Origin of the sequence: Streptomyces sp. NBC_01485, assembly GCF_036227125.1 — a bacterium.
In the GTDB taxonomy this organism is placed as follows: domain Bacteria; phylum Actinomycetota; class Actinomycetes; order Streptomycetales; family Streptomycetaceae; genus Streptomyces.
Genome location: NZ_CP109435.1, coordinates 9,098,405 through 9,122,598, shown reverse-complemented (window position 1 = coordinate 9,122,598; position 24,194 = coordinate 9,098,405). Strand labels below are relative to the sequence as shown.

The window sequence follows — 24,194 nt, the reverse complement described above, 5'->3', positions numbered from 1 at the left end:
GGCGGTGTGTTGAGGTGGGCGCTCAGGTCACGTTCGAGGGCCGCGCCTGGCAGGTGACCGGTCTGGTCGACGGGCGGGTGTACCTCGTCGCCGAGGACGGGGCCACCGGGTGTGTGCTGGCCGTCCGTCTGGTGTCCGCGCCCGGCTTCTCGGTGACCGGTCCCACGGAGCCGCCGGCCCCGGCGCTGTGGGAGACGGTGCCGCTGGCCGCGCAGGAGCGGGCCCTGGCCTGGCTGCGGCACATCCGCGAGGTCGAGACCGGGCTGCCCGGCGGCCCGGTAGGCGGCGCGCCCCGGCCCGAATACGACCCGCGGCGCTTCACCCTCGCCGAGCGGGAAGAGGTCAAGGCGCGTGAACTGGCGGCGCTGGGCTGGGCCAGGGCCAGCCGGACCACGGTGCAGCGGATGCGGCTGGTCTACCAGCGGCAGGGGCTGTGGGGGCTGGTCGACAAGCGCCACCTGCGCACCGGATCGGCGACCGGGCGTACCGACGAGCGGGTGGTGGCCGCCGTGCTGGAGGCCTTGCGCCGGCGCCGCGGCCGGTCGAAGACCACCACTCTGCAGATCATCGAGCTGGCCGAACAGATCGTGGCGGACACCCACGGGCCGGCCCGGGTGAAGCTGCCCGGCCGCTCGTCGCTGTACCGGCTGGTGAAGGCGCTGGCGGATCCGGCCGAGCCGCCGGGCAGTGCGGCGCGCACCGCCACCGGCCCGGCCCGCTCGGGCGGCCCGCCGCCTGCGCTGCGGCCCGCCGAGCGGGTCGACATCGCCACCGCCCGCCTGGGTCTGAGGGCGGTGGGCGAGGACGGGGGTGTGGTGCCGGTGGCGGTGACGGCGGCACTGGATGCGGCGAGCGGCTGCGTGCTGGCCGCCGTGCTGCACCCGCCCCAGGACGGGCCGGTTCAGTTGTCGGTGCTGCTGGCCGAGATGGCCGTGCCCAGGCCTCAGCGCCCGGGCTGGCCGGCCCTGCTGGAGCAGGCCCATGCGGGCGGGCCTGCCCGGCGGCTGGTGTCACTCCCTGAACGGATCGAGGCCACGGCGGCGCGTCCGGCGGCCGTGCCCGAGACGCTCATCGTCGACCAGTCCACAGCCGCCGTCACCTCCGCTGTCCTGGCCGTGTGCGAGAGCCTGGGCATCAGCCTGGAGCCGGCCCCGCTGCGGACGGCGGGCGCAAAGCGCGGCGCCGTGCGCACGCTGGAGGTCCTCGCCGGCCTGTTCGCGCGGCACGCCACCACGGCGGAAGAGGCATACGGAGCGGGACAGGCGGTCGGGGCGTACTGGAGCATGCCGCAGCTGCAGGACCTGCTGGACGAATGGATCACCGTCAGGTGGCACCAGCGCCCCCAGGAGCAGCTGCGCCATCCGCTGCTGCCCCGGGCGGGGCTCGCCCCCAAGGAGATGTGGGAGGTGCTGCTGGGCGTGGCCGGGATGGTGCCGCTGCCGCTGGCCGGGAAGCACTACGGCGAACTGCTGCCGGCGCGCCGGTGCGCCCTCACTGATTCCGGGATCCGGCTGGGCGGGCGCCGCTACGACGATGCGTGTCTGGACGAACACCGCGGCCGCGGCCAGCGGTGGGAGGTCCACCACCATCCCCACGACCCGCGGCAGGTCTTCGTCCGGCTGCCCGACGGCCTGCTCCACGCGGTCGGGTGGGCACAGGGCGAGCACACCCTGCACCCGTTCGACGAGATGGTCCGGCGCCGCACCGGCGGCGTCCTTGCGCGCCGCGGCGCGGGCGCACAGCCGAGCATCGAGACGAGGGACGGCTCCGGTGCGGCAGGGCGCACCGCAGACGTCGCGGCCGTGGAAGGGATCGCCGGCGCCATGACGGTGCACGACGCTGATGGTGGCGGTGCCGGTGGTCACATTGCCCGGGACACCGGCGGGTTTGGGGTGTACGACCCGCGGGCGGAGGCCGAGCTGTGGTGAGCGCACACGGCGGCCGCCCGGTGGCCGGCGCCCGGCACAGGCAGGTGAAGCTGGGGGCGTACGTGACGTTCGAGGGCCGCGCCTGGCAGGTGGCCGCCGTGGCCGGGGCGTCGGTGCGCCTCGTCGACGATCACGGGCAGACCGCCTCCGTGCTCGCCTCTTTCCTGTTCGCCGACCCCGCCTTCGCCGTGGTGGACTCCCCTGCCGCCGCGGTGCCGCCGTGGGGGCTGCTGGAGTCGGTGCCCGAGCGGGAGCGCGAGCGGGCCCTGGCCTGGCAGCGGCACATCCGCGAGGTCGAGACCGGGCTGCCCGGCGGCCCGGCAAGCGGCGGGACGCCCCGGCCCGAATACGACCCGGCACGGCGGTCGATGGCCGAGCGGGAACAGGCCAAGGCCGACGAACTCGCCCGGCTGGGCTGGCCGCAGGTCAGCCGGGCCACTGTGCGCCGCATGCGCGCCCGCTACCACGCGAGCGGCCTGCTCGGGCTGATCCCCCGCCGCAAGCCGTCGCGTGCGACAGGGCGGGCCGATGAACGGGTGGTGACCGCCGTGCTGGAGGCGCTGCGCCGCCAGCGCGGCCGCTCCACCGGCACGCTGAAAGGGCTGCGGGAGCTGACCGGGCAGATCCTGGCCGACACCCACGGGCCGGGCGCGGTCGAGTTGCCTGCGCCGTCGACGTTCAACCGGCTGGTGCGCGTGATCGCCGATCCTCTGGAGCATCCCGGACGGCCGGCCCGCACCGCCACCACCACGCCGGTACGGCCGTACACGCCGACGGTGGCGCTGCGGCCGGGCGAGCTGGTCCAGGTCGACACCACCCGCCTGGACGTGATGGCCGTCGGCGAGGACGGGAAGCCGGTGCGCCCGGAGCTGACGATCGCTCTCGATGTGGCGACCCGCTCCGTGGTGGCGGCCGTGCTGCGTGAGGAGGGCACCAAGGCCGTGGACGCGGCGCTGCTGCTGGCGGAGATGGCCGTGCCCCATCCCGCACGGCCCGGCTGGCCCGGCCATCTGCGCCTGGCCCACGCCGCCGTCCCCTACGACCGGCTGCTCGCCCTGGACGACCGGCTGGAGCAGGCGGCGGCGCGGCCGGTGGTGGTGCCGGAGACGATCGTCATCGACCGCGGGGCCATCTTCGTCTCCGCCGCGTTCCTGGCCGCCTGCGAGACCCTGGGGGTGAGCGTGCAGCCGACGCCGCCCCGCTCGCCGGCCGCCAAAGGCGCCGTCGAGCGGACCTTCGGCAGTATCAACACGCTCGTCGCCCAGCACATCGCCGGCTACACCGGCTCCCACATCCTGGAGCGCGGCGAGGCGGTGGAGGACGAAGCGCGGTTCACCGTGGCCCAGTTGCAGGAGCTGCTGGACGAGTGGATCACCGCCCGCTGGCAGCACCGCCCCCACGAGGGCCTGCGCCATCCGGTCCTGCCGAAGAAGGCCCTCACCCCGAACGAGATGTGGGGCGCGCTGCTGGGCGCGTCCGGGTACGTGCCGCTGCCGCTGGCCGGCGCCGACTACCTGGAACTGCTGCCCGTGCGGTTCCACCCCATAACCGGCCGCGGCATCCGTATCAACTACCGCACCTACGACCATGCCTGCCTGAATGAGCACCGCGGCCGGTCCTCCCTCACCGGGCCCGGAGGCGGGTGGGAGGTCCACCTCAACCCGCACGACGTGCGACAGATCTATATCCGCCTGCCCGACGGGCTCCTGCACGAGGTCCCGTGGATCCATCGCGACCACGTCCACGCCCCCATGGGCGAGACCGCATGGCGTCACATCCGCGCCGCCCTGAACCGGCGCGGCGACCGCGAACACCACGAGGCCGCCCTGGCCGAGGCCGCCGACCATGTTCTGCGCCGCGCCCGCCCCTTGCCCGGCCACGGCGCACCCGCCCCAGCGGCGGCGGGAGCGGCGAGCCCGCAGACGGCGGACGGCGACGCGGAGGCCGAGGACAGTCCCGACGCCGTCGACGCCCCTGACGCTGACGGCAATCCTGCCGACAGCGATGAACTCTCCCCGCCCGCGGGCCGATACGCGCTGTACAACGCCTTCGAGGAGGCCGAACACTGGTGACCAGCCCCGACACCACGCCCCCCGCCGAGGAGACGTCCGCAGGGACAGTCACCACCTTCGACGCCTTCGCCCGGTTCGCCGCCACCGCACCGCCCACACCGCCGCAGCCGGGCCAGGCACCCCGCTCGCCGGAGGAACGCCTTGCCTACCACTCACAGTTCGTCACCGTGCGCACCCCGGCCATCGAAACCCTCTCGCGCAGTGTGCGCACCCTGATGATCCTCGGCCGCCACCAGAGCGTCACCGCACGCCCGTCCCTGATCGTCACCGGGCCCGCCACGACCGGCAAGACGACCGCGCTGCTCGAAGTGGGCCGCACCTGCCACCTGGCCCACACCCGCCGCGCCGCCCCGGGCGACGACAGCGTGCCCGTCGCCTACGTGCTGGTGCCGCCCGGCGCCACCGCCAAGACACTGGCCGGGGAGTTCGCCCGCTACCTCGGCATCCCCGTCACCACCCGCATGACCACCACACAGATCACGACCGCCGTCTGCCACACCTACACCGCGGCCGGGGTCAAGCTCGCGCTGATCGACGAGATCCACCGGCTCAACCCGCGCACCTCCAGCGGCGCCGAGGCCGCCGACTGGCTCAAAGACCTCACCGAACGCGTGCGGGCCACGTTCGTCTACGCGGGCATCGACGTCACCGACAGCGCCGTGTTCACCGGGGTGCGCGGCGCGCAGCTGGCCGGGCGCGCCTCCCTGATCGACTGCGGGGCGCTGCCCGCGCGGGCCGGCGAGCGGGAGCCGTTCCGGGAGCTGATCGCCTCCCTTGAGCAGGCCCTCGACCTGCACGCCCACCGGGCGGGCAGCCTGCCGAAGCTGGCCTCCTACCTGCACGAACGGACCGCCGGACGCATCGGCAGCCTCTCCCGCCTGATCCGCCAAGCGGCCATCGAAGCCATCCTCGACAGCAGCGAACGCATCACCAAAGGTCTGCTGGACGGCATCGCGCTCGACCACCTCGCCGAAGAGCACTACCGGCCCCGCAACCCCGCCCGCCGCCGCACCCGCCCCAGCAGCCGGTGACCTCCCCGGCCGCAACCAGGCCATCACCCCCGGTGCAGGCCGCCACCATGTGGCCATCCGTGCCCGGCCCGCTACGCGTACGGCCGCTGCCCGGCGAAGCCACCGCCTCCTACCTCACCCGCCTCGCCACCACCTACCGCCTCAGCCCCGCCCAGCTCCTCGACGGCCACGGCATCACTGCCACCGGCACCGAGCACGCCCCGCCCGCCGCCGAGATCCGCCTCAGCGCCGAAGCCGCCCGCCGCCTGTCCGGCTTCACACGCATCCCCCTCACGCACCTCACCCGTGCCCTGCCCCATCTGCGCCCGCCCGCGCCCTCGTCGGCCCACACCGGCGCGCACGGCACGGCCACCGCCCACTGGCACACGGTCGAGATCGCCCTGCAGCCATTACCGGCGTGTACCGCCTGCACCATCCGCCGCAGCCCGCACACAGCAGCCTCCGCGTGGATCCACCCGTCGCCGGGCCTGCCCCGGACCATGATCTGCACCCGCCACCAGCAGGCCTCCAGCGACCCCCGGCATCCCGGACCCCTCGACATCCGAGCTGTCCCCGAACTCACCCAAGCCCACCTTCGCGCGCGCCGCCCGGCGACACCGGTCTCCCTGAGCTGGGCATCGACGATCACGACACGCTGGTACGACCACCAACAGCACGTACACGAACGCTGGCACACACGCCTGCACCGGCTTACCGCCGCCAACCCCCGCATGTCCCCAGGTCCGCCGTCTCCGGCCCTGACCTGCCGCGAGCTGATCACCTACCCGGAGACCCTCACCCTCGCCGCGGCTCTTGACCGCCTGCCCCCTCACCCCATGACCCGCACCCAGCAGACCACCTTCCTCCACCAACTCGCCGGCCGCCTCCAACTGTCACGCCTCGCACCCGCCGACCACGACCTGCTCTGGAAACGCCTGACCACCCACTGACCCTGCTCAGCTACATCAAAGGGCTGCGGTTCAACCGGATGGACCAGCGGCCGCTACCTCACCGCCGCCGCGGGCGGACACCCCTTCGAACCCATCGGAGTGCCACTGAAGGGCCCGACCGCGGCCGATGCTCTGCAGCATTACGAGCAGGCACTCACCTGGGCCCAATCCTGGGCCCCCAGCCGACACCCGCATCTGCGCATCCAGACCAAATCCATCGGAGGCCGCAACGGCACCCCCTCGAACACCGTCCCGGCCCGAGCCTGGGTCGACACCCGCGACCGCCTCTGGACACTGCTCCGCGTCACCACCCAGGTCGACCACTTCCACACCCTGCACGAACAGACCACCCACCAGGATCCCGGCATCGCACGGTGGATGGCCGACCACCCCATGAAGGTCCTCGCCCACGCCGCAGACTGGCACCGGCTCGTGCGCACCACGTGCTGGATCCGCGACCACGACACCGAGGCTGTCTACCTGCGCGAGATCGACGTCCCCGGAGTGGACACCAAGTTCATCGAGACCAACAAGGGAATCCTCGCCGAACTCCTCGACTGTGTGCTCCCCGAGAGCCGCGTCGACACCAGCGCACCGAGAAGCGATCTCGTCGCGCGGTACGGCTTCCGCACCAAGCCCGTCTACATCCGCCTGCGCTACCTCGGCGCCTCTCCCCTGCCCTTCAGCGAACTCGCCGTCCGCGCCGAGGAACTGGCCGGCTGGTCCCCGGGGGTGCGCACCGTCTTCGTCCTCGAGAACGAGATCACCTACCTCTCACTGCCGCCGGTCCCCGACGCCGTCGCCATCCTCGGCTCCGGATACGCCGCCGCCCTGCTGCGTCATCTGCCCTGGCTCGACGATGTCGACCTCTGTTACTGGGGCGACATCGACACCCATGGCTTCGCCATCCTCGACCAGGTCCGCGGACGTTTCCCGCACACCACGTCACTGCTCATGGACCGCGCCACCCTCCTCGCCCACGAGTCCCACTGGGGCCAGGAGAAGACACAGGCACGCGGCGGCCTGACACACCTCACCCCCGAGGAGGCCCGCCTCGACCAAGACCTGCGGGCCGGCACCTACCGACCACACCTGCGCCTGGAGCAGGAACGCATCGCCATCACCGCCGTGCGAGAGGCGCTGACACGGCACTAGGTCCTGTCTGGAGTTCGGATCACGAGTTCGGCAGATCGCCTGCGCGCGAGGGCTCGGTCTTGATAGGCCGTCAGTCATGGCGCGAGGCGATCTCACCGATGAGCAGTGGGCCCTGATCGAGCCCCATCTCCCGATTGCCGCGGTTGGGCCCATCCCTGACCTGCGGAAACATTTCAACGCGGTGATGTGGCGGTTCCGGACCGGTAGCCCCTGGCGTGACCTGCCGGCCGAGTTCGGGCCCTGGCAGAGCGCCTACGACCGCTTCCGGATCTGGGCGACGCGGGGCGTTTTCCAGGACCTGATGCAAACAGTGATCGCCGAGGCCGCCGCCCGCGGCCAGGCCGACTTGGGCCTGGTCAGCGTGGACTCGGCGACCGCCCGGGCCCACCATCACGCCGCCGGGATGGCCCTGGACTCCGAGCAGCTGGCGGCCTTGGAACTGGCCGTCGAGGCCGAAAAGGGGGCGAGGACAAGGAGCAAAGAACGCAAGACGGACAGGCCGAGGATGAGGCGCGCGTCGAGCGGCGACGGGTCCGCCGACGACACCGGGCCCGCTTGAAAGCCGCCGAGCTGGGGCGTTCCCGGGGCGGACTGACGAGCAAGATCCATGTGGCGGCTGACCGACGCTGTCGCCCGCTTGCGTTCGTCCTCACGCCCGGGCAGGCCGGCGACAGTCCGCAGTTCGCCCCGGTCCTGGAACGGGTAAAGGTGCGCGGCCCGATCGGGCGCCCGCGGACCCGGCCGGATGCGGTGGCCGCGGACAAGGCGTACTCGTCCCGACACAACCGCCGCTACCTGCGACGACGCGGGATCCGAGCCGTGATCCCGGAGAAGGTCGACCAGGCCGCGAACCGCAAGAAGCGTGGCAGCGCCGGCGGCCGGCCGGTCTCGCACGACGCGACACTCTACAAAGAGCGCAACACCGTGGAACGGTGCATCAACCGGCTGCGGAACTGGCGCGGCATCGCTACCCGGTACGACAAGACCCCGGAGAGCTACGAGGCCGGACTGCACCTGTGTGGTGCGATGCTCTGGCTCCGCAGCATCGCACCACACTCGTGATCCGAACTCCAGACAGGACCTAGGAATGACACCCAAGGCCGAGAACACCGGCGGCCGCAGACCAGGACCGTGGTCAAGGGCGAGACCACGCCCGCGTCCGTCCGGCCGGCCGGGTGGTCCGCAGTTCCGTGACACCCCTTGCCGCCCCAGCCCCACAAGACCGGCCAGCACCGGTACCTATAGGCGCGCCAACCATGCTGAGCAAAAACCGCTGCCCCACTCAGCTCACTGAGCAGCACCAAACAGCCAGCTCAGCCCACATATCCTCCGGCGCCGGACACTCGACTCCGCGTAAACCCCACCCACGGAACAGACCTACCGCTCAACACAATTGAGCAACACCAGCCCACAACCAAGATCAATAAGCAAACGCGTCAGCTACGCCACAGCAGATCAGGAGTGCTCCGGCTGGCTACCTCCGCGCGCTGCTGATCACCCCGGCTGTCCTGCCGGGCATGGATCAGACGACGCTCCCGGCATCATCATCCCGACGCCCGTACTCGGAGAGCGTCGATCAGCCCGGCGACGGCCAGGAGGTCCTCCACACGGAACGGGCACCGGCCCGCGGCCATCGTGACGAACGGATCGACCGGATCAATATCCGTCCAGGCCGCCGGCAGTGAAGCCAACTGCCCGTCCTCGTCCTGGAAGGCGACCCGGTCCTCGTCCCAGGTCCGGCGTCGGTCAACGAACACGAACTCCCGCCCGGACCAGGGATGGAACGGGTGCGTCACCCGCACAACTCCGGGCGGACCGTGCTGATCGGGTGCAGTTGACGACTCGCGACAAGCCCAGGGTGGAACGGCCCATGCCCTACATCCGCGACTCGTTCTGGCGCGGGCGGGAGTTCACCTCGATCGAGCACATGCAGACCGAGGCCGTCACCTGGGCCCAGAACGTCGCAGGCCAACGGCCATGCCGACCGCTGGGCGGAGCCGCCCCGATGGCGGTCTTCGGGGCCCTGGAGGCGGAGACACTGCTGCCGCTGCCGCCCACCCCGTTCGTCCTGGCCCGCTGGTCGACCGCGACGGTCGGCCCGGACATCCACATCAAGGTCGGCCGCACCCTCTACTCGGTGCCCTGGAAACTGATCGGCCGAAAGGTCGACGTCCGCTCCACCGCCACGATGGTCCAGGTCTTCCTCGACGGTGAACTGGTCAAGACTCACGCGGCACTTGAGCAGGGCAAACGCACCGACAGGAGCGACTACCCGCCGGAGAAGATCGCCTTCCAGATGAAGACGCCCATCTGGTGCCGCACCCAGGCGTCCGAGATCGGCGACGCCTGCCGCGAGGTCGTCGACCAGCTGCTGGAGGTCAACGCGCTCTACCGGCTCCGCGCCGCCCAGGGGGTCCTCGGACTGCGCAAGAAGTACGGCGAGACACGCCTGGAAGCCGCCTGCGCGAGGGCGATCGCGGTCGGCGACCCGTCCGACCGCACCATCAAAGGCATCCTGATCGCCGGCACCGAGACCGACCCCGAGCCCGAGACCAGCGGCGATGCGGGAGCCGCGGCCTTCCTCCACGGACCGAAGCGACTGTTCGCCTCCGCGACACCCCCCGACACGGCGGACGAGCTCCGCGACGACCAGGTCCACGGCGAAGCTGAGGGAAGCATCTGATGAGCGTGATGGACACCGCCCTGCGCGAGTCGCTGAAGTCGCTGCGGCTCTCGGGAATGCTGGAAACCCTCGATGCCCGCCTCGCCCAGGCCCACGGCGGCGAGCTCGGCCACCTCGACTTCCTCCAGGTCCTCTGCCAGGACGAGATCACCCGCCGCGAGACCGTCGCCTTCCAACGGCGCCTGAACCGGGCGAAGTTCGAGCAGCAGGTCACCCTGGAAGAGTTCGACTTCACCGCCTCCTCGAAACTGCCCGCCGCCCAGATCCGCGACCTCGGCGCCCTGCGCTGGCTGCACGCCGGCGAGTCGGTCATCCTGTTCGGTCCCGTCGGGGTCGGCAAGACACACGTCGCCCAGGCCCTCGGGCACCTCGCGGTCCGCCAGGGCGCCCATGTCCGCTTCGCCAAGACCAGCCGGATCCTCGCCGAACTGGCCGGCGGCCACGCGGACCGCACCTGGGACAAACGCCTGCGTGAGCTGGTACGTCCCGACGTGCTCATCCTCGACGACTTCGCGATGCGCCAACTCGGCGCAGCCCAGGCCGACGACCTCTACGAACTCGTCTCCGAGCGGCAGGGCCGGTCCCTGACCATCACCAGCAACCGGGCGCCCAGCGACTGGTATCCGCTCTTCCCCAACCCCGTCGTCGCCGAGTCCCTCCTGGACCGGCTGATCAACACCAGCCACCAAGTCATCATGAACGGACCCAGCTACCGCCCGAACAAGCGGCCCAAGAACCCCACCAGCAAGCCCGGCAAGCCCTCCGTCAAATGACACCGACGAGACGAGAGGGTAGGGAATTACGCGAACTTTCCCCTGGGGAAATACGAAAGCGTCCACAACTGTTCTCCCTGATCGCCGCCGCCGTCCTTGCCCTCACGGCCACCGCCGTCCACGACGCTGCCGAGGACCAGCCCGCGCTCGTCCCGCTGAGCTGCCCCGAGCTCATCCGGCTCCTGCGAGCCCTCGTGCTGCCGCCACCCGTCCGCGACCGCGAGCACGTCCTGCACTGGACGGCCTGGCGACGCCATCACCAAGCCGTCGCGACCGCCTGCCACCAGCAACGACACCACCGTCACGACCAACCGTGATCAAGAACTACAGCAGCCGTGCAGTCATCATTGGGGCCGTTCCGGTCCGCTGAGTGGGACAAAGCGCGACAGGCGGCTTTTGGCGCACCACGCTGTCTCCAAGCACCTCCACGGAATCGGGAGGAAGTAGATGCATACGAGAGTTCGAGGGAGAGAAATGAAGAGTCGAAGCGTACTGGGCGCCGTCGTCGCCTGCGCCGCTCTGGTCGTCGGCGGTGGCGGGCTGGCCAGCCCGGCCCAGGCCGCCGAAGCCAAGGCGCCGGTCGCGGTGCTTCCAATGGACGGCGGATTCTTCGAGGTCGTCAACGACCATGCCGACAAGTGCGCCGAAGTGGACGGTAACGGGCGTGACAGGATCGGCACTCTCATCCACGAGTGGTCCTGCGACGGCGACGACAACCAGTGGTGGGCGCCGACGGATGTCGGTCACGACGGCTTCTTCACGCTTACGAACAAGGGCAGCGGCTTCTGCATGAACGTCAAGGCCAACTGGGGCGTCGACCAACAGCCGTGCGACGCATCAAAGCCTGGCCAATGGTGGAGGTTGCAGGCCTCGGGGCTCGCCGGTCACCTTCAGCTGGGTTCCGGCCTCCTTGGCGAATGCCTGGCACTCTTTCCCAATACGTCTGCGAACGGCACCAGCATCGTGATCGGCGACTGCAGCACCAGTAGCGCAAAGCTCTGGCACTTCGAGTCCTAGGTGTTCTGTCCGGGGAGGTTGTGGACAGGTGAGCGAAATCTCGGCTGAGGGATCTTGAACAGATGAGGGCCTTCCGGGTTCGGTGTGGATTGCGACGTCTACACCGACCGGAAGGCCCTCGTGTCCCACCGTAATGCACCTCTGACCGAGACCGGGCGCCTGCGCCTGGCCCGCTGCGACCTGGCCTTTGCACCGGGCCGCGGAGCGCTTCCAGGTCTCGCCGACCACGGCCCAACGCTGGGCAGAGCGTTACCGCCTCCTTGGCGAGGCCGGCATGAGCGACCGTTCGAGTCGCCCGCACCGCTCCGGAGTATTGGCGGGCCGCGCCGACGCAGTCCGTGGAGGACTTCTCGTCCCCGGTCTCGTCCACGATCAGCACCGCGTCCGGATCGGCGAGTTCACCGGCCGCCCAGGCGGCGATCCGGTCCCGGGCCAGATCATGGTCGACGGCGGCACGGGAGAGCAGGTGCTGCAGCCGGTGCGGCCCGCGGTGGCCGAGGGCCTCGGCAAGCGTCCAGCAGTTCCGCGTGTCCAGCTCCATCAGCATCGCCTCGGTCATCTCCCGGACCACAGCGCGTGGTTCACGGCGCTCGAAGCAGTCCGCGATCTCCTCGTTCACCGCCCCCAACGCCGCCGTCCATGTCTGCTCGGCTATCGTGGCCTCCGCGGCCACCTGGTTCTGAAACGTCGTCACAAACGTTCATGATCAAGGTGGCCGTACTCATGCCCGCAGGCACCCCGCCATCCCGCTGACCAGCCTCAACTCACGACGCAGCCACATCTACAGCTGCCGTGTCAGTGCAGACCTCTGCACTATTTGCTAGGGAAGGGGTGACACTCGGCGGTGCTGGAGTAAGTGCTGCAGCGTGCCCCGCTCCCGCCCCGGACGACGCCTGGGGCACGCCCGTTCGACGGCACGGATCAGATCGGACCCGCGTCATCGCGGCTGCGCCGGCCCCGTGCTCCTGGCGCTGACCTGCGACCGCAGCGGCCGCGTGTGGCGCCTCGCGGATGCCTGCGCCGCCTGCGCGGCCGCCACCACCAACACAGCCGTCGTACCCGACACCCTGCTGGCCTCCGCACGCGCGCGGCCGGCCGGCACGGCAGCCAGGCACGCCCGTCCCCCGCACGGACGCACTGCGGATGGCAGCCTCGACCCGCAGCGGCCTGGACGGCGCCGTGTTCCACTCCGACCACGGGGCCCAGTAGGCTCCCGGGCCTTCGCCGACCTCTGCGACCAGCTCGGGGTGACCCGGTCGATGGGCGCGGTCGGCACCAGCGCGGACAACGCGGCCTGCGAGAGTTTCCACGCGTCCCTGAAGCGCGAGACCCTCCAGGGCGCTCGCGACTACCGCGACGCCGGCACCTGCAGAAAGACGGTATTTGCCTGGCTGACCCGCTACAACACCCGCCGCCGGCACTCCGCCAACGGCCACCTCAGCCCCAACGAATACGAACACCGACACCACACCGCTAAACTCACGCTCGCCGCGTGATCAATAACCGCGTGCCCACCTTCACGGGGGAAGGCCCCAGGCCACAACCAAGATCAATAAGCAACCACGTCAGCTACGCCGCAGCGGCACTCCATCCCGGCACAATTTCGCCTCCAGAACGCCGCGGCAGGCTGGTGGGGTGCGGGTGCGACGGCGAGCGGGAGGAGCGTACGTGGGCGGGCAGCAGGCAGCGGGGCAGCCGCGCGGGCGGCACGTCCGGGCGGACGCCGCCACGACGCTGCTGCTCGCGGCGGAGCCGGCGGCGCGCGGGCGGCTGCGGGCCGCCCTCGACGGCGTCGGCGGGTTCCGGACGGTGGGCGAGGCGGACGACGGCCACGGCTTGCTGCGGCTTGCCCGCGAGCGCCGGCCCGGCCTGGTCCTGATGGACGCCGCCCTGCCCGGGCCGGACGCCCTGGAGGTGGTGCACCGGCTGGCCAGGGAGTCCTCCCGTCCCTGCGGCGTCGTGCTCATCGTGTCCGGGGCCGTTACCGAGGGGAGCTGGGTCCTCGGTGCCGCCCGTGCCGGGGTGCGCGGCTTCCTCCGCGAGGGGCAGTGCCCGCAGGAGGTCCTCTCCGCGGTGCGCGAGGTAGCGGCCGGCGGGATCACCGTGGGCCCGGACATCGTGGGCCAGATGCTCGACGCGCTGCGCGACTCGCACCGGCCGGCGCCCCGGCAGCCGCACGCGGGCCTCTCCCTGCTCACCCCGAGGGAAAGGCAGGTCTTTCGCCTGGTGGCGCGCGGACTCACCAACCAGCAGATATCCGATGCGTTGGTGCTGTCCGAGGGAACGGTGAAATCCTACTTCAATCGTGTCTGCCACAAACTGGACCTGCGCAACCGGGTCGACGCCGTCATTCTCGCCTATGAGTCGGGAATTGCCGGAGCGATGTTGGAAAACCACCCCGCCGGTGAATTCGCGGTGCCGGCCTGAACAGGTCGTCCGTCCTTCAGTTCACGGCGGCGGTTTCGGCCTCTTCTTCCGTACGCGGCCACTGCTCCAGCATCGTGTGCAGGGACGAGACGGCCTTGCGCCAGGAGCGTTCCACTCCGCGCGGGTGATTGAAGCCGCCGGTGGCCTCGATGCTGATGTAACCGTGGAAGGTGCTGCGCAGCAGCCGGGCCGCGTCGGTCAGGTCGGGCTCCTCCAGGCCGTAGTGGCGCATCACTGCATAGGTCAACTCCACACTGCGGGCGAAGGCCGTGGTGTCGGCGATCTTCGACGGATCGAGTCGCAACTGGGTCGCCGCGTACCGGCCCGGGTGGCTCAGCGCGTAACTGCGATAGGCGTCGGCGAAGGCGGCGAGCGCCTCGCCGCCGGACCGCCCGGCGATCGCGGTGCCAATGCACTCGTTCATCTCCCCCGACGCCAGGATGGCCACCCGGGTGCGAATCTCCTGGAGATTCTTGACATGCGAATAGAAACTGGCGTCCTTCACTCCGAACGTTCGGGCGAGCGCCGAGATCGAGACCTTTTCAATACCGACTTGGTCGGCCAGCTCGGCTGCGGCCCGGGTGATCCGGTCGACCGTCAGACCTGCATGCACTCCCATATCACGCACCAGCCCTTCCTAGCCCCATAATAGAAGCCTAGTATATCTAGGCTTCTAGGTGTACCGAGCCGGAAGGCGGGTATGCCGACTCATTCCCGTAAGCGGGCGCCGGTGCGGAATTCCACCCTCATTGGCGCCCCAGGCGCTCCTCAAGGGCGAGGCAGGCGCGGTAGTCGGGCAGGATACCCAACCGCAGCGCCTCCGCCAGGGTGGGGGCGTCCCGGTCCCGCGGCGACAGGACGGCCTCCCCGGGGAGGTCCAGCGGCAGGTCCAGCTCCGGGTCCAGCGGTGAGACCGCGTGCTCGACGGCCGGTCGGTAGTCGCCGGACATCAGGTACAGCATCGTGGTGTCGTCCTCCAGCGCCTGGAACGCGTGGCCGACGCCGACCGGGAGGTACGTCGACCGGGAGTGCTCCTGGTCGAGCAGGACGGTGTCCCACTGGCCGAACGTCGGCGATCCGACGCGGAGGTCCACGACAAGGTCGAGTGCCCGGCCCCCGGTGCAGTGCACGTACTTGGCCATGCCGGGCGGGGCCGCCGTGAAGTGGACCCCCCGCACCACGCCCCGGCGGGAGCGGCTCTGGCTGGCCTGCGCCACGACGAACGGGTGCCCGGTCGCCCCGACGAAGGACCGCCGCTGGAAGGCGTCCACGAACACGCCCCTCTCGTCCGGGAACACCGTGGGGGTGAACTCGAACGCGCCCGCCACCTTCAGCTCGCGGACGGCCGGGGCGTTCACTCGCCCCACTTCATGTAGATGACCGGCGGCTCCCGGCCGGGCAACTGGCGCAGCGCGGCGTGGTCGAGGCCGAACACCTCGCGCAGCGCAGTGGTCTCCCCCGGCCACTTCGGGTGGGCCAGTTCGTCGAAGGCCAGGATGCTGCCCTTCGTCAGATGGGGGCGGATCGCCGTCAGGAGTTCCTTGGTGGGCTGGTAGAGGTCCAGGTCGAAGTAGGCCAGCGCGATGACCGTCTCGGGGTTCTCCTCCAGGTAGCGCGGGACCGTCTCGCGGACGTCGCCCTGGACGACGAAGGACCGCTGGGTGTGGCCGAAGGGCTCGGCGGCCTCGTGGGCGGCGAGGACCTCCCGCAGGTGCTCCACCTCGCCCTCCGGCACGGCGAACCGGCCGGGCACCGCGCTGGGGGTCGCCTTGTCCACCTGGGCGATGCCGGGGAAGCCCTGGAAGGTGTCGAAGCCGATGACGCGGCGCAGGGAGTTGTAGGGCTCGTAGATGCTGCGCAGGGCCCTGGGGGGTGTGGGCGACGGCCATGGGCATGGGCTGTACCCGCCGGCCGGGCGCGCGTCCGTCGTCGAGGGCCGCGCCCAGGACGTGCCGCACGTGGCCGGCGAAGGCGGACCCGGCGAACTGGGCGGCGGACACCTGGAGCAGTTCCTCGGCCCGGGTGAGGGCGTCGTCGAGGACGGCGGGGGCGATCAGGTCGGTCCGTTCGGAGGCGTCCGGGCGCGGGCAGGCCCCGAACCAGTGGGACCCCATGCCTCCCACGTTGCAGGCCGCTTGGGCGGCGGGCATGCCGGTGCCGTGCGCCGGGTCGACCGGGAAGAGGCCGGCCCGGGTGGTGAGGGCACGGTCGCGGTCGCCGCGGGCCGTGTCGTGCGCGGTGCCGGAGGCGGCGGCGACCTGGGTGGACATGTCCGCGAGCATGAAGCCCAGGCCCTGGAAGTCGATCACCGGGCGGCCGAACTGCCGCCGGGTCTTGGTGTAGGCGACCGCGTGGTCCAGGGCGGCGGACGCCAGTCCGACCGCGCAGGCGGCGATACCCAGGCGCCCCCGGTCGAACAGGCCGGTGGCGATCAGGAACCCCTTGCCGGGGCGGCCGACGAGCCGCTCTCGCGGTACCCGTGCCCCGTCGAGCACCACCGCGGCGGTCGGTGAGGAGTGCCCCGCCAGTTTCCGTTCCGGCCGCTGCACCCGCAGGCCCTCGGTGGCGGCGTCGGCGAGCAGGACCGACAGGCCGCGCACTCCCTGGCCCCCGGTGCGGCAGAACAGGTTGTAGTGGTCGGCCTGGCCCGCGTGGCTGGTCCACGCTCAGAAGGGCCCGTGGAACCCGGCGGCGGCGTCCGCCAGCGCGGGCAGGTCGCCCCGCTTCTGCCCGCACACCGTCAGGCACGCGTCCACGATGGCGCCGGCCCCCGGGTGGAACGCCTCCTCCAGCGGCCGGGACACCGGCGCGGGGCTGTCCGGAAGGGTCACCCGCCGCACCGGCGCGAGGAGCGCCCGCGGCACGTTCTCGGCGACCACCGCCGCCACTTCCGCGGCGAAGCCGTACCGCGCCCAGCTGGTGTCGGCGACCACCAGCCGTCCCGTCCGCGCCACCGACTCGCAGATGATCCCCTCGTCCAGGGGCCGCAGGCTGCGCACGTCCACCACCTCGACGCTGACGCCGCGCGGCGCCAGCTGCTCCGCCGCGCGCTCGGCCTCGTGGACCATCAGCGACGCCGCCACCACGGTGACGTCGGTGCCGGCCCTGGCGATGCGGCCCACGCCGAACGGCACCGGGACCGCCTCCCGCGGCACCTCGCCGGTCAGCGGGTAGAGGTTGCGGTTCTCGATCAGCACCACCGGTGTGTCCCCGCGCAGCGCCTGCACCAGCAGGCCCTTGGCGTCCGCCGGGGACGCGGGGGTCGCCACGTGCAGGCCGGCGTAGTGCGCGAAGGTCGCGTGCGGGCTCTGCGAGTGGGTCGCCCCCTGGCCCCAGCCGCGCCCCACGACACCGCGCGACACCACCGGGACGCCGCCCTTGTCACCGCCGTACGTGTAACGCCACTTCGCGGCGAGGTTCACCAGCGGATCCAGCGCGAGGAACATGAAGTCCGCCCGCAGGTGCACCAGGAGCGGCCGGAGCCCGGCGGCGGCCGCCCCGATGGCGAAGCCGGCCGTCGCGTTCTCCGAGTTGGGCATATCGATCACCCGCCCGGGGCCGAACCGCGCGTAGGCGTCCTTCGTCGTACCGAAGGTGCCGCCCACGTCGTCCACCCCTTCCCCGGCCACGAAGATCCGCTCGTCCAGTTCCATGCACTGCACGGTGGCCTCGCTGATGGCCTGTCCGTACGTCAGGGTGCGCATGTCCGTTCTCCTCTCCCGAAGCGTGTACGGCGGTCAGCGGGCCGGCGACGGCAGGTACGCGCCGTCCAGCAGTCCCTCGACCGGCGGGAAGGGCAGCGCCCTGGCGCGGGCCACCGCCTCCCTGGTCTCCTCCGAACTTGAGCCACTCCGAGCGCACGACCCCGCGGGTCGTCACCTTGCGCACCGACGTCGCGGGCGCAGGGGTCACGGAAAGCGAAGAGGTGGTCATCATGCCGCCCTCCGGTCGGTGTCCGCGTTGTCGGCGGGTGCGCTGTGGTACTCCACGGCGTCGCGGGTGAGGTCCATGAAGGCCGTCTCCAGGGAGGCGGCCTGCGGGGTCAGCTCGTACAGCGGCACCGCGTGAGAGGCGGCGATCATTCCGATCTCCCGGGCGGTGCGCCTGGAGACCACCAGTTCCATGGCGGAGTCGGAGGTGATCGCCACATCCGGACCGGCGATGAGCGGGCGCAACCGCTCCGCCTGGTCGGTGACGACCTTCACTCCACCCGCGCCGGCCGTCTGTGTGAAGTCGTCCAGCGTGGTGTCCGCGAGCAGCCGTCCGCGGCCGACGACGATCAAGTGGTCGGCGATCAGCGCCATCTCGGTCATCAGGTGCGAGGAGAGCATGACCGCCCGGCCCTCGTCGGCGAGCCCGCGAAGGAGGTTGCGCACCCACAGCACGCCCTCCGGATCCAGGCCGTTGACCGGTTCGTCCAGCATGACGACCTCCGGATCGCCCAGGAGCGCCGCGGCGATGCCGAGCCGTTGCCCCATGCCGAGCGAGAAGGCACCCACCCCCGCTTGCCGGCCACACTGGTCAGCCCGGCCAGCTCGATCATCTCGTCCACCCGGCTGCGCGCAATACCGTGCGTGTGCGCCAGCGCCATCAGATGGCCACGCGCGCTGCGCCCCGGGTGGACGGACTTGGCGTCCAGCAGGGTCCCGATCTCGTGCAGCGGCGCCGGGTGCTCGGCGTAGGCGCGGCCATTGACCGTGACGGAGCCCGCGGTAGGGGCGTCCAGACCGACGATCATGCGCATGGTCGTCGACTTGCCCGCGCCGTTGGGGCCGAGGAAGCCGGTCACCTCACCGGGTTTGACGGTGAAGCTCAGCCGGTCCACGACCGTCTTGTCGCCGTAGCGCTTGGTCAGTTCTTGCGCTTCGATCATCGAGGTCACCCTTTTTCTCCACTCCGACAACGGTCACGGAAGCGCCGTGACGTCTACCTTCGAAGTTATGGGCGGGAAAGACTGAATCAGTGGGACTGCGGGCGACTCTTCGAGAGGCCACTGGTACTGCGGTACCAGTCGCCACCGCCACCGCCACCGCCACCGCCACCGCCAGCAGCAGGACGACCTTCGTGTTCGCGGTGAACACCCCGAGGGTGCCGGGTGTGGGCTTGCTCCGGTTCGACGGACACCGTGGTGTGTCGTTCAGGCTGTGAGGGCGGCTCCTTGGGCCGACCCTGGGAGCCGGCGCCGCCGCAGGAGCCACACGGTCGGAAACCGCAGGACCCGACCTCGTCGGTACCGGCGGAAACGTACCGATCGCGGCACGGCAGTCATCGCGCACGAGCGCGACGGCGGGAAACTCGCCCGACGCGGCCACCACCCGATGTCCGTGTCGCCGAGAGCGCACGGCGCCCAGTTGCGGGTGTGTACGACTACGTCCACGCGCGGGGCTCGGACGCTGTCCGGCCGAGCCCCGCGCGTGGGATGGGCGCCGCCTGATCAACGTGTGGCGGCGATCATGGCAATCTGCCGATCAGAGAGCGGCCGTCTCCCTGGGCGCTGGTGGGCTTTCCGCCGGGGCTTCGAGCGTCACCTTGGGCAGCCGTCGGGCGAGCGGGGCGGGCAGCCACCAGGCCCACTTGCCCATCAGCTGCATGATGGCCGGAACCATCAGGCAGCGGATGACCAGCGCGTCCACCAGGATCGCCACGGCGAGGCCGAGACCGAACTGCTGGAGCAACCGGTCGGCGCTCAGCATGAAGGCGCCGAACACCACGATCATGATCGCCCCGGCCGCCGTGATCACCTTGCCGGTGGTGGCCAGTCCCTCCCGTACCGCGAGTGAGTGGTCCTTCGTACGCTCCCACTCCTCATGGATCCGTCCGACCAGAAACACCTCGTAGTCCATGGACAGCCCGAACACGATCGCGAAGATCAGCACGGGCAGGAAGGCTTCGATCGGCCCCGGCTGCACCCCGAACAAGCCGTGCTGGAACACCAGGACCATGGCGCCGAGCGCGGCCGAGATCGACAGCAGGTTCAGCAGGGCCGCCTTGAGCGGGATCAGCAGCGACCGGAAAACGAGCATCAGCAGCAGCGACGAAAGTCCGACCACGACGGCGACGAACAGCGGCAGCCGCATGGCGACCGTGTCCGCGAAGTCCTGCGAGCCGGCGATTGCGCCGCCGACCAGGATCTTCGCGCCGGTGGCGCGCTCCAGCTCCGGGGCCACGTCGTCGCGCAGCTGGTGCACGAGGTCAGCGGTGCCCTTGTCCTGCGGTGCCGTCTTCGGGTAGACGAACACCGTGGACAGGCCGCCGCCGTCGGAGCGCATGGCAGGGCTGGCCTCGGCCACGCCTTCGGTCTTGGCCAGCTCGGCGGAGACGGCCTGGCCGGCGGCCTCGTCGCCCTGTGCCAGGACGATCAGCGGACCGTTGAAGCCCGGGCCGAAGCCCTCGGCGAGCAGGTCGTACGCCTGGCGGGAGGTCGTGGCCTTCGCGTCGTTGCCCGCGTCGGCGAAACCGAGCCGCATGCCGAGCGCCGGTGCCGACAGGGCCAGCAGGGCGAAGACGGCGACCAGGAGCGCCGGCAGCGGACGGCGCTGCACGGCAGCGGCCAACGTCCGCCAACGGCGGCCTTCGACCTTGCCCTTGGCCGTGGCCGCGTGCTTCAGTACGTGGCGCTGGATGCGCTTGCCGAAGAACGCCAGCAGTGCGGGCAGCAGCACCAGCGAGGCTGCCATCGTGGTCAGCACGGTCAGCGCCAGGGAGAGGGCCACACCCTGCAGCGAGCCGAGGCCGAGCGCGACTAGGCCCAACAGGGCGATGATCACGGTGCAGCCGGCGAAGAACACCGTGCGCCCTGCGGCGTCCAGGGCCTTGCGGCCGGCTTCGGCCGGCTCGGCGCCGTCGATGAGTTCGTGCCGGTAGCGGTAGAAGATCAGCAGGGCGTAGTCGATGCCGACGCCGAGTCCGACGAGCATCGTGATGGGCGGAGTGAAGTCGGCGATGGTGAAGACGTGCGAGGCGAGGCCGATCAGGCCGGCGGCCGCGCCGACCGCGAACAGGGCCGTGATCAGCGGCACGGCCGCCGCCACCAGGGAGCCGAACAGCAGCCCGAGGATGATCACGGCGGCCGCGATGCCCGCGAGTTCGGCGGTCGGGGCCTCCTTGTCCTCGGCGCCGCGCACGGCTTCGCCGCCGAGCTCGACCTGGAGCCCGTCCGTCTCGGCAGCCTTGGCGGTGTCGATGATCTTGGCTACGTCCGCCTTGGGTACGGCCTCGACCTTGCCGTCGAGCGTCACGGTGGCGTAGCCGATCGTGCCGTCCTTCGACACGGCGGAGGCGTCGGCGTACGGGCTGCGTACGTCGGCGACGCCGGGCAGGCCCTTCACCTCGGCCAGCATGTCCTCGACGGCGGCCTTGCGGCCGGCGATGCCCTGACCGTCCTTCAGGACGATCTCGACGCTGTCGCCGGCCTGTGCGGAACCGTGCTTCGTGTACAGGTCGGTGGCGGCCTGGGAATCGGTGCCCGGCAGGGAGAAGTCGTTCTTGTACCCGGAGCCCGCCGCCATCGACCCCAAAGTGACTGCGGCCAGGACGACCACCCAGATCAGCACGGCGGCCCAGCGGTGACGCTGCGCCCAACCGGCGAGGGCGCCGAACCGGCCTGCACGCGGCCGACCCGATGGTGCGGGTGGAGCAAGGGGCGCGGCTGCGCCGCTGGTGGGAGACATGGTGACTACCTCGAATTCGAACGTGAGTTGCCGGGCATGACGAACGCGCCCACTACGACGCCGCACACCATGGGTACGACGATCGCCGGGATGGCGAACACGCCGTCGATCTCCAAGGCCAGCGCCCCGGCGGCCGAGACGAGCAGAATCCCGGCGGCAGCACCGACGAGAGCGCCCACGAGCACCGTCGTGACCCGTCCGGGAAAGGGAGATGCGTTCATGCCCCTGATCGTGCTTGTGCGACGAGGTCCAAATCGTCAGTCCCGGGAGGACACTGGGCGTACCCCGGCGGATGTACGCGACGCGGTACCCGGGAGGTAGGACGGCACCCAGGCCCCGGTCAGGCCGTCGGTGCAGAGCGGCACATGCTCCTCCTGCGTGGTGACGGTTCCCTCGTGCGCGCGGTGAGCGTCGGCTCGCGATGCGCGGCCTCGCGGAAGGCGCCGACCACAGCACTCACCCAGAGGCAGACAAGCGCCGTCTGGCGCGGGGTGCACAGAGCGGCGGCGAACGCCGGAAGAAACACGAGCAGGCCGAGGAGGAACACGGGGTTCCCGGTCAGAAGGCCCACGCCGGCCACCACCACCATGGCCAGGACGACTGTGCGGGTGGGAGCGGAAGAACTACCTAGTCCTCCAGCCAGCCGGGGCTGACCATTCCAGATTCGTACGCCATCACCACGACCTGTGATCTGTCCCGCGCACCCAGCTTCGTCAGAATGCGGCTGACGTGCGTCTTCGCCGTCGACAGTTGCAGCACCAGCCGCTCGGCGATCTCGTCGTTCGTGAGCCCCGCGGCGACCAGTCGCATGACCTCGCGCTCACGGCCGGTGAGCACATCGAGCCGGGGGTCCGGTTGCGGGCCCTTCACCCGGCTCGCGAAGTCGGCGATGAGCCGCCGGGTGACCGATGGGCTGATCAAGGCATCGCCGCGGGCGGCGACCCGCACCGCGTGCAGCAGTTCCTCCGGCTCGGTGTCCTTCACCAGGAAGCCGGTCGCCCCGGAGCGCAGCGCCCCGTACACGTACTCGTCGAGATCGAAGGTCGTCAGGATGACCACCCTCACCGCTGCCAGCTGCTCATCCCCCGTGATGATCCGGGTGGCGTCCAGACCGTCCGTCCCCGGCATCCGGATGTCCATCAACACCACGTCGGGCTTCAGCTCGCGGCAGACCGAGACCGCGGTCTGCCCGTCCCCGGCCTCGCCCACCACCTCTATGTCGTCCTCGTCATCGAGGATCGAGCGGAACCCGGCCCGCACCAGCCAGTGGTCATCCACCAGCAGGACCCTGATCATCGGCTGCTCCGCTCCATCGCTCTCCTGTGATCCCGTACGGTAGCCGGGCCCGCACAACGAATCCGCCTTCCGGCCGTGGTCCCGCTGCGAGTTCGCCCCCCAGTGCCCGCGCCCGCTCCGTCATGCCGGCGATGCCGCTGCCCCCGCCCGGCCTGGCCGGGCGGGCTGTCATGCGGCCGTCGTCCTCGACAGCCACAGTCAGCTCCCGGTCCCCGTAGGCGAGCCGGATCGTGACGTGTCCGGCGCCGCTGTGTCGAGCCACGTTGGTCAGTGATTCCTGCACGATCCGGTACGCGGCCAGGTCGACTCGGGCAGGCAACGCGCGCTCAGCCCCAGTCCGTTCGATCCGCACCGCGAGCCCCGCGAGATTCGCCGAGCCCACCAACGTGTCCACCCGGGCCAGCCCAGGCGTGGGCGCCCTGGGCGCGTCCTCGTCAACCCGGCGGAGCACATCGAGGGTGGCCCGCAACTCCTGCAACGTGTCCCGACTACCCGCCTTGATGGCGCTCAGCGCCGCCTCAGCCTGCGCAGGGTCCTTCTTCAGACGGTGCAGGGCCGCGCCCGACTGTACGTTGATCATCGAAATGTTGTGCCCGATCACATCGTGCAGCTCGCGGGCGATGCGCAACCGTTCTTCGGTCGCCCGCAGCCGCGCCTCCTCCTCGGCATACGCCAGCCGGCCGTGCCGCCCACTGCCGAGAGCCACGACGGCGACCAGCCAGCCAGTGAGCATGAACACCGCCGTACCGGTGACATCGCTCGCGGTCGTGAGGGTGGCCGCGCCCACGCCGATCACCATGGCCGCCGCCATGGCGATGGCCGCCTGCATCCGGCCCTGGGCCGCGATGGCGTACAGCGCCACGATCGGAACCAGAACCAGCGGCCCGTCGACGTCACTCAGCACGTAGTAGGCGCCCGTGCCCACCACCGTGAACCAGCCCACGGCCACCGGATACCGACGCCGAAAGAGCAACGCGCCACACACCACGATCACCAGCAGCCAGGACACGACCCGCGAAGGCAGCGGGTCGCCGCCGTGGCCCAACAGCTTCCCCTCGGGAAACGCCACCAATACGAACACCCCGCCGGCCAGCGCAGCATCGGCGCGGGCGCCACGAGGCAGCCGGACACGGATCTGTTCGAAGAGCGCCACACGTCCATTCTGCCCGTGCCGCCGATCCACGGTGGACACCGAGCAGGCAAGGGGGCGGAA

Annotated in this window: 20 protein-coding genes and 9 pseudogenes; 16 read left to right on the top strand and 13 right to left on the bottom strand. The window is 71.0% G+C overall.

Going from position 1 to position 24,194, the window contains the following annotated elements:
• The first annotated feature begins 14 nt into the window (after positions 1–14).
• From OG352_RS39620 to OG352_RS39590, 7 genes and pseudogenes are all read left to right on the top strand, one after another.
• Positions 15–1,928 carry a Mu transposase C-terminal domain-containing protein gene (locus OG352_RS39620; protein WP_329212963.1) on the top strand — a complete coding sequence of 638 codons (1,914 nt, stop codon included), beginning with the start codon at positions 15–17 and terminating at the stop codon, positions 1,926–1,928.
• Positions 1,922–4,000: a transposase gene (locus tag OG352_RS39615; RefSeq protein WP_329212965.1), complete on the top strand. Its 2,079-nt coding sequence runs from the start codon at positions 1,922–1,924 to the stop codon at positions 3,998–4,000. The genes OG352_RS39620 and OG352_RS39615 overlap by 7 nt, the downstream gene beginning before the upstream one ends.
• Positions 3,997–5,031, top strand: a complete 1,035-nt coding sequence (locus tag OG352_RS39610; RefSeq protein ID WP_329212967.1) for a TniB family NTP-binding protein — start codon at positions 3,997–3,999, stop codon at positions 5,029–5,031. Before OG352_RS39615 ends, OG352_RS39610 begins: the two co-directional genes overlap by 4 nt.
• A gap of 59 nt (positions 5,032–5,090) precedes the next feature.
• A complete protein-coding gene (locus OG352_RS39605) occupies positions 5,091–5,960 on the top strand; it encodes a TniQ family protein (protein WP_329212969.1) in 870 nt (289 codons plus the stop codon).
• Between the two features lie 51 nt (positions 5,961–6,011).
• Positions 6,012–6,506 (top strand): annotated as a pseudogene (locus OG352_RS39600) (DUF3322 domain-containing protein); the annotation flags it as partial.
• A gap of 15 nt (positions 6,507–6,521) precedes the next feature.
• Positions 6,522–7,115 carry a DUF2220 domain-containing protein gene (locus OG352_RS39595; protein ID WP_329223637.1) on the top strand — a complete coding sequence of 198 codons (594 nt, stop codon included), beginning with the start codon at positions 6,522–6,524 and terminating at the stop codon, positions 7,113–7,115.
• Positions 7,116–7,191: 76 nt separating this feature from the next.
• Positions 7,192–8,177 (top strand): IS5 family transposase gene (locus OG352_RS39590; protein ID WP_443072116.1). Its coding sequence is split into 2 segments (ribosomal slippage): positions 7,192–7,599 and positions 7,602–8,177, totalling 984 coding nucleotides; the frame shifts between segments, so codons are not numbered across the junction.
• 482 nt (positions 8,178–8,659) lie between these two features.
• On the opposite strand, the gene OG352_RS39585 is transcribed toward OG352_RS39590, so the two are convergent.
• Complete coding sequence (locus OG352_RS39585; RefSeq protein ID WP_329223633.1) at positions 8,660–8,911, bottom strand: DUF5372 family protein; 252 nt, start codon at positions 8,909–8,911, stop codon at positions 8,660–8,662.
• A gap of 74 nt (positions 8,912–8,985) precedes the next feature.
• Here OG352_RS39585 and OG352_RS39580 point away from each other — a divergent pair, with 74 nt between their 5' ends.
• The 5 genes and pseudogenes from OG352_RS39580 to OG352_RS39560 all read left to right on the top strand — a co-directional run.
• The gene (locus tag OG352_RS39580; protein ID WP_329223631.1) at positions 8,986–9,798 is read left to right on the top strand and encodes a Mu transposase domain-containing protein; all 813 of its coding nucleotides are present in this window, start codon (positions 8,986–8,988) and stop codon (positions 9,796–9,798) included.
• Entirely contained in the window at positions 9,798–10,571 is a 774-nt protein-coding gene (gene istB / locus OG352_RS39575) for an IS21-like element helper ATPase IstB (RefSeq protein ID WP_329223629.1), read from the top strand. The genes OG352_RS39580 and istB overlap by 1 nt, the downstream gene beginning before the upstream one ends.
• Positions 10,572–10,630: 59 nt before the next feature.
• Positions 10,631–10,888 (top strand): annotated as a pseudogene (locus OG352_RS40170) (IS701 family transposase); the annotation flags it as partial.
• A gap of 157 nt (positions 10,889–11,045) precedes the next feature.
• A complete protein-coding gene (locus OG352_RS39565) occupies positions 11,046–11,588 on the top strand; it encodes an RICIN domain-containing protein (RefSeq protein WP_329223625.1) in 543 nt (180 codons plus the stop codon).
• A 120-nt stretch (positions 11,589–11,708) separates the two neighbouring features.
• Positions 11,709–11,895: pseudogene (locus OG352_RS39560) on the top strand (helix-turn-helix domain-containing protein); the annotation flags it as partial.
• Between the two features lie 42 nt (positions 11,896–11,937).
• Here the strand turns inward: OG352_RS39560 and OG352_RS39555 are convergent.
• Positions 11,938–12,135: pseudogene (locus OG352_RS39555) on the bottom strand (transposase); the annotation flags it as partial.
• Between OG352_RS39555 and OG352_RS39550 the strand changes: the two are divergent.
• The 4 genes and pseudogenes from OG352_RS39550 to OG352_RS39540 all read left to right on the top strand — a co-directional run bounded on the left by OG352_RS39550 (position 12,116) and on the right by OG352_RS39540 (position 14,015).
• Complete coding sequence (locus OG352_RS39550; RefSeq protein WP_329224208.1) at positions 12,116–12,271, top strand: hypothetical protein; 156 nt, start codon at positions 12,116–12,118, stop codon at positions 12,269–12,271. The pseudogene OG352_RS39555 and the gene OG352_RS39550 overlap by 20 nt on opposite strands.
• A gap of 240 nt (positions 12,272–12,511) precedes the next feature.
• Positions 12,512–12,721: pseudogene (locus OG352_RS40165) on the top strand (hypothetical protein); the annotation flags it as partial.
• Positions 12,717–13,084 (top strand): annotated as a pseudogene (locus tag OG352_RS39545) (transposase); the annotation flags it as partial. The pseudogenes OG352_RS40165 and OG352_RS39545, both read left to right, overlap by 5 nt.
• A 172-nt stretch (positions 13,085–13,256) precedes the next feature.
• Positions 13,257–14,015, top strand: a complete 759-nt coding sequence (locus OG352_RS39540) for a response regulator transcription factor (RefSeq protein WP_329223623.1) — start codon at positions 13,257–13,259, stop codon at positions 14,013–14,015.
• A 16-nt stretch (positions 14,016–14,031) separates the two neighbouring features.
• Here OG352_RS39540 and OG352_RS39535 read toward each other — a convergent pair whose 3' ends face one another.
• The 11 genes and pseudogenes from OG352_RS39535 to OG352_RS39485 all read right to left on the bottom strand — a co-directional run bounded on the left by OG352_RS39535 (position 14,032) and on the right by OG352_RS39485 (position 24,134).
• Positions 14,032–14,634: a TetR/AcrR family transcriptional regulator gene (locus OG352_RS39535; RefSeq protein ID WP_329224177.1), complete on the bottom strand. Its 603-nt coding sequence runs from the start codon at positions 14,632–14,634 to the stop codon at positions 14,032–14,034.
• 127 nt (positions 14,635–14,761) lie between these two features.
• Positions 14,762–15,373, bottom strand: coding sequence for a dTDP-4-dehydrorhamnose 3,5-epimerase family protein (locus OG352_RS39530; RefSeq protein WP_329224175.1), 612 nt, complete (start codon positions 15,371–15,373; stop codon positions 14,762–14,764).
• Positions 15,370–15,879, bottom strand: a pseudogene (locus OG352_RS39525) (class I SAM-dependent methyltransferase); the annotation flags it as partial. The pseudogene OG352_RS39525 and the gene OG352_RS39530, both read right to left, overlap by 4 nt.
• Positions 15,880–16,291: 412 nt before the next feature.
• Positions 16,292–16,510 (bottom strand): annotated as a pseudogene (locus OG352_RS39520) (acyl-CoA dehydrogenase family protein); the annotation flags it as partial.
• 171 nt (positions 16,511–16,681) lie between these two features.
• The gene (locus OG352_RS39515; protein WP_329223621.1) at positions 16,682–17,719 is read right to left on the bottom strand and encodes an alpha-ketoacid dehydrogenase subunit beta; all 1,038 of its coding nucleotides are present in this window, start codon (positions 17,717–17,719) and stop codon (positions 16,682–16,684) included.
• 228 nt (positions 17,720–17,947) lie between these two features.
• Positions 17,948–18,888, bottom strand: a pseudogene (locus OG352_RS39510) (ABC transporter ATP-binding protein).
• Between the two features lie 595 nt (positions 18,889–19,483).
• Positions 19,484–21,685: an MMPL family transporter gene (locus OG352_RS39505; RefSeq protein ID WP_329223619.1), complete on the bottom strand. Its 2,202-nt coding sequence runs from the start codon at positions 21,683–21,685 to the stop codon at positions 19,484–19,486.
• A gap of 5 nt (positions 21,686–21,690) precedes the next feature.
• Positions 21,691–21,906: a hypothetical protein gene (locus tag OG352_RS39500; protein WP_329223618.1), complete on the bottom strand. Its 216-nt coding sequence runs from the start codon at positions 21,904–21,906 to the stop codon at positions 21,691–21,693.
• Positions 21,907–22,025: 119 nt separating this feature from the next.
• Positions 22,026–22,274 carry a hypothetical protein gene (locus tag OG352_RS39495; protein ID WP_329223617.1) on the bottom strand — a complete coding sequence of 83 codons (249 nt, stop codon included), beginning with the start codon at positions 22,272–22,274 and terminating at the stop codon, positions 22,026–22,028.
• Positions 22,275–22,312: 38 nt separating this feature from the next.
• Positions 22,313–22,981: a response regulator transcription factor gene (locus tag OG352_RS39490; protein ID WP_329223616.1), complete on the bottom strand. Its 669-nt coding sequence runs from the start codon at positions 22,979–22,981 to the stop codon at positions 22,313–22,315.
• Positions 22,956–24,134 carry a sensor histidine kinase gene (locus tag OG352_RS39485; protein WP_329223614.1) on the bottom strand — a complete coding sequence of 393 codons (1,179 nt, stop codon included), beginning with the start codon at positions 24,132–24,134 and terminating at the stop codon, positions 22,956–22,958. Before OG352_RS39485 ends, OG352_RS39490 begins: the two co-directional genes overlap by 26 nt.
• Between the last annotated feature and the right edge of the window lie 60 nt (positions 24,135–24,194).

Excerpts from the sequence above, each read along its gene's own strand:
- OG352_RS39580 (WP_329223631.1), top strand. The coding sequence starts at position 8,986 with ATGCCCTACATCCGCGACTCGTTCTGGCGCGGGCGGGAGTTCACCTCG.
- istB (WP_329223629.1), top strand. The coding sequence starts at position 9,798 with ATGAGCGTGATGGACACCGCCCTGCGCGAGTCGCTGAAGTCGCTGCGG.
- OG352_RS39565 (WP_329223625.1), top strand. The coding sequence starts at position 11,046 with ATGAAGAGTCGAAGCGTACTGGGCGCCGTCGTCGCCTGCGCCGCTCTG.
- OG352_RS39535 (WP_329224177.1), bottom strand. The coding sequence starts at position 14,634 with ATGGGAGTGCATGCAGGTCTGACGGTCGACCGGATCACCCGGGCCGCA.
- OG352_RS39515 (WP_329223621.1), bottom strand. The coding sequence starts at position 17,719 with ATGCGCACCCTGACGTACGGACAGGCCATCAGCGAGGCCACCGTGCAG.
- OG352_RS39505 (WP_329223619.1), bottom strand. The coding sequence starts at position 21,685 with ATGTCTCCCACCAGCGGCGCAGCCGCGCCCCTTGCTCCACCCGCACCA.
- OG352_RS39500 (WP_329223618.1), bottom strand. The coding sequence starts at position 21,906 with ATGAACGCATCTCCCTTTCCCGGACGGGTCACGACGGTGCTCGTGGGC.
- OG352_RS39495 (WP_329223617.1), bottom strand. The coding sequence starts at position 22,274 with ATGGTGGTGGTGGCCGGCGTGGGCCTTCTGACCGGGAACCCCGTGTTC.
- OG352_RS39490 (WP_329223616.1), bottom strand. The coding sequence starts at position 22,981 with ATGATCAGGGTCCTGCTGGTGGATGACCACTGGCTGGTGCGGGCCGGG.